At 71.0% G+C, this 10,938-nt stretch carries 11 protein-coding genes; 7 read left to right on the top strand and 4 right to left on the bottom strand.

Annotated elements, in window-relative coordinates:
* Window positions 1-71: 71 nt before the first annotated feature.
* Window positions 72-758, bottom strand: a complete 687-nt coding sequence (locus ACTWNK_RS32620) for a response regulator transcription factor (RefSeq protein ID WP_474308757.1) — start codon at window positions 756-758, stop codon at window positions 72-74.
* Window positions 755-1,666 (bottom strand): sensor histidine kinase, encoded by a 912-nt coding sequence (locus ACTWNK_RS32615; RefSeq protein ID WP_474308756.1) that lies wholly within the window; start codon window positions 1,664-1,666, stop codon window positions 755-757. Before ACTWNK_RS32615 ends, ACTWNK_RS32620 begins: the two co-directional genes overlap by 4 nt.
* A gap of 109 nt (window positions 1,667-1,775) precedes the next feature.
* Between ACTWNK_RS32615 and ACTWNK_RS32610 the strand changes: the two genes are divergently transcribed.
* Complete coding sequence (locus tag ACTWNK_RS32610) at window positions 1,776-3,695, top strand: Xaa-Pro dipeptidyl-peptidase (RefSeq protein ID WP_474308755.1); 1,920 nt, start codon at window positions 1,776-1,778, stop codon at window positions 3,693-3,695.
* Between the two features lie 40 nt (window positions 3,696-3,735).
* Here ACTWNK_RS32610 and ACTWNK_RS32605 read toward each other — a convergent pair whose 3' ends face one another.
* On the bottom strand, window positions 3,736-4,536 hold the full coding sequence (locus ACTWNK_RS32605) for a DUF4253 domain-containing protein (protein ID WP_474308754.1): 801 nt from the start codon (window positions 4,534-4,536) through the stop codon (window positions 3,736-3,738).
* Between the two features lie 147 nt (window positions 4,537-4,683).
* Between ACTWNK_RS32605 and ACTWNK_RS32600 the strand changes: the two genes are divergently transcribed.
* Genes ACTWNK_RS32600 through ACTWNK_RS32590 form a run of 3 tightly spaced genes read left to right on the top strand, consistent with a single transcriptional unit; the run spans window position 4,684 to window position 7,911 of the window.
* Window positions 4,684-6,225: a carboxylesterase/lipase family protein gene (locus ACTWNK_RS32600; protein WP_474308753.1), complete on the top strand. Its 1,542-nt coding sequence runs from the start codon at window positions 4,684-4,686 to the stop codon at window positions 6,223-6,225.
* A 13-nt stretch (window positions 6,226-6,238) separates the two neighbouring features.
* On the top strand, window positions 6,239-7,297 hold the full coding sequence (locus ACTWNK_RS32595) for a sensor histidine kinase (RefSeq protein ID WP_474308752.1): 1,059 nt from the start codon (window positions 6,239-6,241) through the stop codon (window positions 7,295-7,297).
* On the top strand, window positions 7,294-7,911 hold the full coding sequence (locus ACTWNK_RS32590; protein WP_474308751.1) for a response regulator transcription factor: 618 nt from the start codon (window positions 7,294-7,296) through the stop codon (window positions 7,909-7,911). The genes ACTWNK_RS32595 and ACTWNK_RS32590 overlap by 4 nt, the downstream gene beginning before the upstream one ends.
* Window positions 7,912-7,938: 27 nt before the next feature.
* Here the strand turns inward: ACTWNK_RS32590 and ACTWNK_RS32585 are convergent, their stop codons facing one another.
* A complete protein-coding gene (locus ACTWNK_RS32585; protein WP_474308750.1) occupies window positions 7,939-8,586 on the bottom strand; it encodes a TenA family protein in 648 nt (215 codons plus the stop codon).
* A gap of 85 nt (window positions 8,587-8,671) precedes the next feature.
* Between ACTWNK_RS32585 and ACTWNK_RS32580 the strand changes: the two genes are divergently transcribed.
* From ACTWNK_RS32580 to ppgK, 3 genes are all read left to right on the top strand, one after another.
* Window positions 8,672-9,556, top strand: coding sequence for a peptidase associated/transthyretin-like domain-containing protein (locus ACTWNK_RS32580; protein WP_474308749.1), 885 nt, complete (start codon window positions 8,672-8,674; stop codon window positions 9,554-9,556).
* A gap of 33 nt (window positions 9,557-9,589) precedes the next feature.
* Window positions 9,590-10,018 (top strand): VOC family protein, encoded by a 429-nt coding sequence (locus ACTWNK_RS32575; RefSeq protein ID WP_474308748.1) that lies wholly within the window; start codon window positions 9,590-9,592, stop codon window positions 10,016-10,018.
* Between the two features lie 172 nt (window positions 10,019-10,190).
* On the top strand, window positions 10,191-10,913 hold the full coding sequence (gene ppgK / locus ACTWNK_RS32570; protein WP_474308747.1) for a polyphosphate--glucose phosphotransferase: 723 nt from the start codon (window positions 10,191-10,193) through the stop codon (window positions 10,911-10,913).
* Window positions 10,914-10,938: the final 25 nt, after the last annotated feature.

Below are 10,938 nucleotides of genomic sequence, written 5' to 3'. Positions count from 1 at the left end.
CTGTGCCGTCAACGTACGGCGAGGCCGAGACGCTCCCCGTGAACGGCCGGTGAGGCTGGGTGACGAGGCTGTCACCTGGAGGATTCATCCAAGGGCGGCATGAGATAGCCGACACCCCGCAACGTGCGGATATAGGTGGTGGCGCCGTCGACCGAGGCCAGTCGCGAGCGCAGCCGGTACACCGCCGACTTGACCACGTCGCGCCCGCCGTGCAGTTCGGCCGTGCCCCACACCGAGCGCAGCAGCTCCTGCCACGACTGCGGCACGCCCTGGTGCGAGGCGAGCTGGGCCAGCAGCTTGAACTCGGTGTAGGGCAGGTCCAACCGGCGTCCGGCGAGTGTCGCGACGTGCGCGCCGAGGTCGAGCGAGAGCCGGCCGACGGTGAGCACGGTGCCGCTCTGGCCGCGCCTGACCAGGGCCTGGGCACGCAGGGCGACCTCGCGCGGGTGGAAGGGCTTGACGACGTAGTCGTCGGCGCCGTGCTCGAGGCCGGAGATGACCTGGTCGGGCTGGCCGAGCGCGGTGAGCAGCATGATCGGCACCTCGGACCTGCTCCTGATCGCCCGGCACAGGCTGAGGCCGTCCATGGTCGGCATGACGACGTCGAGGACGACCAGGTCGACCCGGCGGGTGCGCAGCAGGTTCAGCGCGGTCGCGCCGTCGTGCGCCTGGAGCACGGTGAAGCCCTGCGTCTCCAGGGCGAATGCCACGATCATCGTCATCTGGGGCTCGTCGTCGACGACCAGGGCGACGCTCATCGCACTCCTCCGAACGGCAGCGTGAGCAGGATCGTGGTGCCGAGCCTGGCCGCGGTGTCCACCATGATGGAGCCGCCGTGCAGTTCGACGATCGTCTTGGTGAGGACCAGGCCGAGCCCGGTGCCGTCGCCCAGCGGCCCGCTGGTGACGAACGGCCGGAACAGCTCACGCCTGCGCTGCCTGGTCATACCGGCGCCGTCGTCGGTGACGTACAGGGCGATGCCGGTGTCGATGACCGCGACGCGCACCGCGATCCGGCCGCCGACGGTGGTGAAGCGGCTCGCGTTGGACAGCAGGTTGGTCACCGCCTGGACCAGCAGCCGGGGGTCGGCGTGCACGTCGGGCGTCACCTGCGGGGTGTCCAGCGTGATGCGCTGCTCGCGCTGCCCGCACAGCGGCCGCATGGCGATCACCACGTCACGGGTCAGCGCCGACATGTCCACCGCCTCGAACGCGGGTGTGAACAGGCCGGACTCGATCTTGGCATGGATGAGCAGGCTCTCGCACAGATGGATGACCTGGGCGCACTGGTGGTCGATCGTGCGCAGGAAGGTCGTCTGGGTGCCGGTGAGCGGCCCAGGCCCGCCTTCGAGCAGCAGGTCGGCCGCTCCCTTGATCATGCTGAGCGGTGTGCGCAACTCGTGGCTCAGCGCGCTGACCTGCTCGGCCCTGCGCTCCACCAGCCCGGTCAGCCGCTCGGCCTCGGCCCGGTGCTCGGCACTGGCCGCCCTGCCCCCGAGTACGGCGAGCACGAGCCCGGCCACGACGCCCGCGACCCCGGCCGCGGCGCCGCCCCTGCCGAACAGGACGAGGGCGGTGCTGAGCGCACCGCCCGAAACCGCCACGATCCACAGCGTGACGTCGGGCAGGCCCAGCACTCGTACGGCCAGCGAACGCGACTCGACCATTTTCGGGATTGTGACACACGACCCTCTTCACCCCAAGGGGGATCTTGTCAGGACGAGTCTCACCTGAGACATTGCGCATGCTTCACCACGTTCGCCACTGGAGGAACGCGTGCCACCTTTACGGTCAGCCCTCACCGCACTAGCCCTGGTCGTCGCCGGCATCATCCCCGCCGGCACCGCGTCGGCCGATACCGCGATCACCGTCGCGGGCGGCCGCACCCAGCCGGTCTTCTCCTACGCCGACGCCGTACGCGAGCACGTCTATGTCGAGTCCAGTGTGGACAGCGACGGCGACGGCAAGCGTGACCGGGTTCGCGTTGACATCATCAGGCCCAAGGAATCGGGGCCGAGGCTCAAAGTTCCCGTGATCATCGATGAGAGCCCCTACTACGACAACTCGGGCCGAGGCAACGAGGCCGAGCGCAAGCTGTACGACGCCGCAGGCAATGTCACGCGCTTCCCGTTGTACTACGACAACTACTTCGTGCCACGTGGCTACGCCGTGCTCAATGTGGACATGCTCGGCACCACCAGGTCGGACGGCTGCCCCGACACCGGCGGCAAGGCCGACGTGCTGGGCGGCAAGGCCGTCATCGACTGGCTGAACGGCCGGGCCAAGGCCTACGGCCCCGACGGCTCCCTCGTACGGGCGAGCTGGACCAACGGCAAGGCCGCGATGATCGGCAAGTCCTACGACGGCACGCTGGCCAACGCCGTCGCCGCCACGGGCGTCGAGGGGCTCAAGACGATCGTGCCGATCTCGGCGATCAGCTCCTGGTACAAGTACCAGCGCGCCAACGGCCAGGTCTACAACTACGACTACGCCTCCTGGCTGGCCAACTACGTCGACACCGACCCCGAGGCCAAGTGCGCCGCCGTACGCGCCAGGCTGGACGCCGAGGACGGCGACGACAGCGGCAACTACAACGCCTTCTGGGCCGAGCGCGACTACATCGAGGGCACGCTGGCCGATGTGTCCAAGGTCAAGGCCTCGGTGTTCGCCGTGCACACGGTCAACGACTACAACGTCAGGCCGGACAACTTCTCGGCCTGGTGGAAGGCGCTCGGCGAGCGCGGGGTGCCGCGCAAGATCTGGGTCGGGCAGTACCACCACGTGGACCCGTTCGACTTCCGCCGTGAGGTCTGGGTGGACACGCTGCACCGCTGGTTCGACTACTGGCTGCAGGGCGTGCGCAACGACATCATGCGTGAGCCGCGCGCGGACGTGCAGCTCAACGGCGAAAGCTGGATCACCCAGCGCGACTGGCCCGCGCCCTTCGCCCTGAACGTCCCGCTGCACCCCAAGAGTGATGGCTCGCTCGGCCTGCTGCCCGACCGCCGGGGCAACACCGCGACGTACGCCGACATCCGCCAGACCCAGGACGCCATGGTCGCCGACGCCGGAACGCCCAAGCCGGGCAGGGCCGCCTTCGTGACCGGGGCGATCCCGCTCGACCTGCGCCTTTCCGGTACGCCCACCGTCGACCTGCGGGTCGCGCTGGACAAGCCGACCTCCAACCTGACCGCCCTGCTGGTCGACTTCGGCGAGGACGTGCGTGTGGACTGGCGGCGCGGCCAGGGCATCAGCACGCTGACCGAGGAGAGCTGCCACGGTGAGGCCGCCGGGCCGGACGACGGCTGCTACCGCAAGACCGTCACGAACCTGGCCAACCGCCCGCTGGAGATCGTCGCCAGGGGCTGGATCGACGTGCAGAACCGCGACTCGCTGAGCACCTCGACCCCGCTGCCCGCCGGGACGTACGGCCGGGTCAAGTGGGAGACGCTCCCGCAGGACTACACGTTCAAGAAGGGGCACCGGATCGGCCTGATCCTGGCCGGGACCGACGCCAGCATGACCTCTGAGGCGCCCACGGGGGCCAATGTGACGGTCGACCTGTCCAGGAGCAAGATCTCGGTGCCGTTCGTGCTCGGCCGCCCGCTGACCACGGCCGACGTGCCCGAGGCCAAGAGCGCCTTCACCGGCCCGGCCGAGGTCGACCTGTCGGTGCCGTCCTTCCCGTTCTTCTAGAAGACGGCTCCTCTGGGAACGGCCTGAGGAAGGAAGGCGGCTAGTCCCACCAGAAGGACCAGGAGTACTGCCCGCGGATCTGCTCGGCGTAACCGAGCAGGTCCCCGGGCCCCTGGACGATGTTGTCCGGGCAGAAGGCCCAGTGTTCGGCCGCCACGTGCAGTGCGTGCTCCTCGGAGACGGGCGGGGCGGCCACACTGAGGTCGAGGGTGTTGAAGCCCATGCCGACCACCCTGGCCCCGAACCTGTCCTCCCAGCTGCGCACCACGGCGGCCAGTGGCACCGCCCACTCGTTGTGGTGCAGCGCGCCCTGCCAGCCCATCACGGCCAGCGCGTCGGCCCCGCGTTCGGCCGCGGCCAGGCCGAGCGGCATGCCACGGGTGGCGAGCACCCCCGCGTACCAGTCGGCGACCCGGTCGGGATCGGCCTGCCGTACCCCGGGGTCGGCCAGGCCCGGGCAGAGCGGGCCGAAGGGCGCGATCTCCTCCAGGGCCGCGTCGCTCACCTGGGCCACCCACTCGCTCCACACCTCGCTCATGAACGCGGCGGCGGTGAAGCCGTCGATCATCGAGGCCGGGTCGGGGATGACCTGCCCGGCCGACCACGGCTGGGCCGACTCGTCCAGCAGCACCGGCCACAGCCCCGAGCGCGGGTGCTCGGCCCGGACGGCCGCCCACAACTCGCCCGGCACCGGATCGTCGCTCATCCAGAAGGCCGGGTGCTTGGCCGGAGGCAGGCGGGTGTAGGCGGGATCGGGCCAGACGAGGTCGCCGAAGGGCAGCGGCACGGACAGTGTCCGCCCGCGACCTCCGTCCTCGAACAGCAGCAGAAGATCGTCCATTTTTCGAAACCGTTCCAGATTTTTGATGCCCCCGAGATGGTAGTCCGGAGTGGATCAGCGTGAGGCGAGGGCCAGGACTTTTGTCGTGGACCATCCCGGATTTTCGGCTCTGGGGCCGGAGGGGGGACGGCTGGAAGCGTGGACGGTATGAAACTCACCGTCTTCGCCGCACTGCTGACCGCGTCCGCGATCGCCGGATGCGCCGCCGCTCCGGCCCCCGCGCAGGAGCGCGATCCCGCCCTCGTCACGACCGACACCGGCGTCGTCAAGGGCGTCGTGAGCCAGGCCGGGCGCACCTTCCAGGGCATCCCGTACGCGCGAGCGCCGGTGCGCTGGAGTTCGCCCGCTCCGGTCGCCGCCTGGGAGGGCGTGCGCGACGCCACCGAGCCGGGCCCGATGTGCCCGCAGGTCGGCTCCGACTACGCCAAGATCTCCAGCACCACCGAGGACTGCCTGGTCCTCAATGTCACCACACCGCGCGAACCCGGCTCAGGCCGTCCCGTCCTGGTGTGGATACACGGCGACGGCGCGCTCGGCGCCGGGCACTTCACCGACGCGAGCAGGCTGGCCGCCAAGGGCGCGGTCGTGGTGACGATCAACTACAGGCTCGGCGTCTTCGGCGCCTTCGGCTTCCCCGGCCTCACCGGTTCCGGCACGTACGGCCTGCAGGACCAGCAGGAGGCGCTGCGCTGGGTCAGGCGCAACGCGGCGGCGTTCGGCGGCGACCCGGCCAATGTCACGGCGTTCGGCGTCTCGTTCGGCGCGCTCGCCCTGGGCGGGCAGCTGACCTCGCCGGACGCGAAGGGACTGTTCGACAAGGTGATCCTGCAGAGCTCGCCGACGATGCTCGACATGCCCGCCGGAAGCATGGTGCCCGGCCTCGCCGCCCAGCCGTCGTTCGGGTGGCGCAGCACGGCCGAGGTCGAAGGCATGGGCAAGCTGTTCGCCGGGCAACTCGGCTGCGCCGACCTGGCCTGCCTGCGGGCCCTGCCCGCCGCCAAGGTCCTCGCGGTGCCGCAGATCATGAACGCCTTCCAGGTGTTCGCCTACGGCAACGACGTGCTGCCGCAGGCGCCCCCGCAGGCGCTGCGGGCCGGACGCTTCCACCGGGTGCCCGTGCTCGCCGGGGCGACCAAGGACGAACACCGCATCTTCGTCGGGATGAACCACGACGTGAGCGGCAAGCCCGTCACCGCGTCGCAGTACCGTGAGCTGCTGCGCACCGCGTTCGGCGACGACGCGGCCCGCATCGAGGCCGCCTATCCGGTCGCCGCGCACGGCACGCCCAGTCTGGCGTGGGCCGCCGTGCTGACCGACCGGATGTGGGCGCACGGCATCACCGAGCAGAACACGCTGCTGGCCGAGCACGTGCCCGTGTACGGCTACGAGTTCGCCGACCGGGACGCGCCGATGTTCCTGCCGTTCGAGACGGACTTCGCCTGGGGGGCCTACCACGCGGGGGAGCTGCCCTATCTGTTCCCCGAGGCGAAGGCCGACTTCGCGCCAGCGCAGGAGGAACTCGCCGACCGCATGGCCGCGTACTGGACCGCCTTCGCCCGCACCGGCGACCCCAACACGCCCGGCCTGCCCGCCTGGCCCCTGCTGCCCGAGGGCACGCAGTCGCTGGCGCCGGGCAAGGTGGGGCCGATCGACTACGCGGCGGAGCATCGGCTCGGCTTCTGGTCGTGACAGGGTGGTCGTCATGGAGAGGGGTTGGCGGCCGTTCGGGTTCTGGCTCGTGCTGGCCTACTTTCCCGGCTACGACGTGGTCAGGGATCCGGCCCTCGCGCCCGCGTTCGCGCTCGTCGCGTTCGCGGGCGTCTACCTGCTCACCGTGCGTTCGGCCGTCACCGGGAGTCCTCGGTGGCTCGCGCCCGCCGGGCTCGCGGTGCTGGCCGTACTGACGTTCGGGGCGTGTCTGGCCTTCGGCGGCAAGTGGCTCTACCTGTGCCCGCTGGTGTCGATCGCGTGCGGGGTGGTGCTGCGGGGCACGGCGATCAGGTGGGGGCTGGCGGCCGTGACGCTGGTGTCGATCCTGGTGACCGTCGCGACCGGCGGCGGCGAGGACGCGGTCGCCGCCGTCGCCTGGGGCACCGCCGCCGCCGGGGTGCTGGTGCACGTCACGCTGAAGCTGTACGCCGCGATCGACGAGCTGCGCGCCACCCGGCGTGAGCTGGCCGCCGTGGCGGTCTCGCGCGAGCGGCTGCGTTTCTCGCGCGATCTGCACGACCTGCTCGGCCACACGCTCTCGGTGATGGTGGTCAAGGCCGAGGCAGTGCGCAGGCTGGCCCCGCGCGACGCCTCGGCCGCCGCAGGGCAGGCCGCCGACATCGAGGCCATCGGCCGCACCGCGCTGGCCGAGGTACGCGAGGCGGTCACCGGCTACCGGGGGAGGGGCCTGGCCCAGGAGCTCGCGGCGGCGCGCACCGCGCTGGGCGAGGCGGGAGTCGCCGTCACCGTCGAGGACGGCGGCACGCTCCTGTCGCCCGAGGTGGACGCGCTGTTCGGCTGGGCGGTCAGGGAGGGCACGACGAACGTGCTGCGGCACGCGCGGGCCACCCGGTGTGTGATCGCACTACGGCGGGAAGGTGAGGACGACGTGCTGGAGCTGACCGACGACGGCACGGGCCCGGCGTCCCGGCAGGCGCACGGCCACGGGCTGCGCGGCCTGGCCGAACGGGCCGAACCGGCCGGGGCGACCGTACAGGCGGGGCCGCTGCCCGGCGGCGGGTTCCGGCTCCGCGTCAGGGCCGGGCGATGAGCGGGCCGCCGATCCGGGTGCTCATCGCCGAGGACCAGGGCATGATGCGCGACGCCCTGGCCCTGCTGCTCGGCCTCGAACCCGACCTGGAGATCGTCGCGAGCGTGGCATCAGGCCCCGAGATCGTGCCCGCCGCGCTGGACACCCGGCCCGACGTGGCGCTGCTGGACATCGAGCTGCCCGGCCGTGGCGGTCTCGAGGTGGCCGCCGACCTGCGCGAGAGGCTGCCCTCGTGCACGGTGCTGATGCTGACCACGTTCGGCAGGCCCGGCTACCTGCGCAGGGCCATGGAGGCGGGCGCGGCCGGCTTTCTGGTCAAGGACGGCCCCGTCGAGGAACTCGCTGACGCGATCAGGCGCGCGGTGGCGGGCGAGCGCGTCATCGACCCCGCCCTGGCCGCCGCCGCCCTCAACACCGGCCGCAACCCGCTCACCGAACGAGAACGCGAGATCCTCTCCGCCGCCCTCGACGGCACCACCATCGCCGCCCTCGCCGCCCGCCTCCACCTGTCGGAAAGCACCATCCGCAACCACCTGTCCTCCGCCATCGGCAAGACCCACACCCGCAACCGCATCGAGGCCGCCCGCCTGGCCCGGCACAACGGCTGGCTGTGAACCCCGCTTCGGAGGCGTCGTCGCTGCTCAGAGTCCCTGTGCCATGTCGAAGAAGCGACGTTCCAAGGTGACCGCCCTCCTGAACACGGCCAGCACCCGCTCCCTGCGTCCCGCGTCCAGGGTGGGCCCGAGGCGGTCGAGTTCGGTGCGGAGGAAGGCGACCCAGGCCCTGAAGGCCGGGCCCTCGTGCAGGTCGATCCACTCGCGGTGGACGAAGTGGGTGGGCAGGGGTGGTTCGGCGCGGGAGGCCCAGCCGAGGTAGGTCCACTCGGCGACGCACAGCACGGCGACGACGAGCGGGTAGTCCTGCGTCGAGCGCACCTCGTCCATCAGGGCCCTGAAGTCGGCCGTCACGGGCTCGAGCACGGGGGTGAGCGTGCCGCCGAGCGCGGCGAGTGCCCGGTGGAAGTACGTCTTCTCCTCGGTCGTGGCGACCAGGCCGAGGAACTGCCCGTAGGGCACCCGCGCCTCGAACGTGTCGGCCGAGGCGACCGCCGCGCCCAGCAGGGCGGTGAAGGAGTCGACGAACTGGAAGTCCTGCTCCAGGTAGCGCCGCATGTCGGCGTCGGCGACCAGCCCTGTCGTGATCGAGGCGGCGAACGGGTGCTCGACGACCGCGTTCCACTCCGGTTCGCACTGGGCGCGCAGCCAGGCGCTGAAAGGCTCTTGGGTCACTCCAGGCACCTTACAGACCAGGTCTAAGGCATTCCTCATGTGGCGTACCTAACGTGCGGGGTAGGCCGGACCTGGGAGGAAACACATGCACGACGAAGGCAGACGAGTGAGCCGCCGCACGGCGCTGGCGGGCATCGGCTCGGTGGGGCTGACCGCCCTGCTGGCGGCCTGCGCCTCAGGTGAGCCGACCGCCACCACGACGACGGGCGCCAAGGCGAGCGTCTCGCCGATGGCGACGGGGTCCACCGGCGGTGCCAGGGCCATGCTGACCGACGCGGGCACCTGTGCGCTCACCGCCTCGACGACCCAGGGGCCCTACTACTTCGACGCCGACAAGATCCGCAGCGACATCCGCGAGGACCGGCAGGGCACCCGGCTCGACCTGGCCTTCCGGGTGCAGGACAGCGAGACGTGCGAGCCGGTGCCCAACGCCGTCGTGGAGATCTGGCACTGCGACGCGGGCGGCCTGTACTCGGGAGCCGAATCCCTGTCAGGTGGTGGAGGCGGTGGAGGCGGCGGCGCTCCGCAGGGCCCGCCCCCGAGCGGCGGCCCCGGAGGCGGCGCCCCGCCGAGCGGTGGTCCCGGCGACGGCGGTGGTGGTGGCGGTGCCGCCGATCTCGAACCGCAGGACGACAAGCGCTACCTGCGCGGCGCCCAGGTCACCGACGACTCGGGAGTCGTGGCCTTCACCACCGTCTGGCCGGGCTGGTACCGAGGCCGTACGGTGCACATCCACGCCATGGTCCACGTCGGCAACGACCGCACGCTCACCACCCAGGTGATGTTCGACGAGGCGGCCAACACCGAGGTGTTCACCGCCGAGCCCTACGCCGCCCACACCGGCAGGGACACCTTCAACGACGGCGACTCCATCTACCGCGACACGATGCCGATGAAGACCGTCAAGGCCGCGGACGGCTACCAGGGCGCGATGAATTTCGCCGTCGACTCCGACAAGGACGGCGCATAGCCCACACCGACCCGCATGGCCCACACTGACGGCATGACTCCGACGATCGACGGTGTGCGCCATCTCAAGATCTGGGTGAGCGACCTGGCCGTGAGCAGGCGGTGGTACGAGCAGGTGTTCGGCCTCGAACACGTCATCAGCTTCCAGGACGACGACGGCGTCGTCAGGGGCATGGCCTTCCGCCTGCCAGGCGAACCCTTCGAACTGGCCCTGCGCGAGAACCCCGCCCTGGCCTCGGCCCTGTACGACGCCGACCCTTTCGCCCTGTCCACCACCCGTGCGGGCCTCGACGCCTGGAGCGCCCACCTGGACGCCCTGGGTATCGAGCACAGTCCGATCATCCAGGCGTCCAGGGGTTTCGCCATGGGCTTCCGCGACCCGGACGGCCTGCAGATCCGGCTGTACCACGACGACGACCACCTCACCTCCACCGCACCGGACGTCATCCGCAGCGGGAGATGACCACCTCGGCGGACCTGGCGTCGCGGCGCCCGGCCACGTCCTGCCGGGGGCGCGTGAAGGACGGGGGCACGTGTGAACGGCGGGTGGCGCACGCCTTGGCGCGAGCCGTACCGGGAGGGATGAGGACGGGTTCGGCAGGGTTTCTTTGCTGTTCGGTGGGCAGGTCGTCTGCATGGACGTTCTCGGTATCGACATCGGCGGCTCGGGCATCAAGGGAGCGCCGGTCGACACGGCTGGCGGCGACCTGACGCGCGACCGCCTGCGCATCCCGACCCCGCACCCGGCCAAGCCGCACGACGTGGCCGACGTGGTGGCCCAGATCGTCGAGCACTTCGACTGGAAGGGCAAGGTCGGGGTGACCTTCCCCGGAGTGGTCGTCGACGGTGTGGTCAAGACCGCGGCCAACGTGCACGACTCCTGGGTGGAGGAGGACGCCTCCAAGCTGTTCGGCGGCGCGCTGGTGCTCAACGACGCCGACGCGGCCGGGATCGCCGAGATGGCGTTCGGGCAGGGGCGGGGCAAGGGCGGCACGGTGCTCATGCTGACGTTCGGCACGGGGATCGGCAGTGCGCTGTTCGTCGACGGCGTCCTGGTGCCCAACACCGAGCTCGGCCATCTGGAGATACGCGGCAAGGAGGCCGAGCACCGCGCCTCCGACCGGGCCAGGGAGGAGCACGACCTGAGCTGGGAGAAGTGGGCCGAACGCGTCCAGGAGTACCTGGAGCACGTGGCGATGCTGCTGTCGCCCTCGCTGATCGTCATCGGCGGGGGCGTGAGCAAGAAGGCCGACAAGTTCCTGCCGCACATCAAGCTCGACGTGCCCGTCGTCGCGGCGACCCTGCAGAACGAGGCGGGCATCATCGGCGCGGCCATGATCGCCTCCCGGCACGCCTGAACCACCGCGCCCGGGGGGGAATGGG

Source organism: Nonomuraea sp. IBHARD001 (assembly GCF_056106265.1).
Note: the sequence above shows the minus strand (reverse complement) of the source record. Positions and strands in the feature narration are given on the sequence as shown.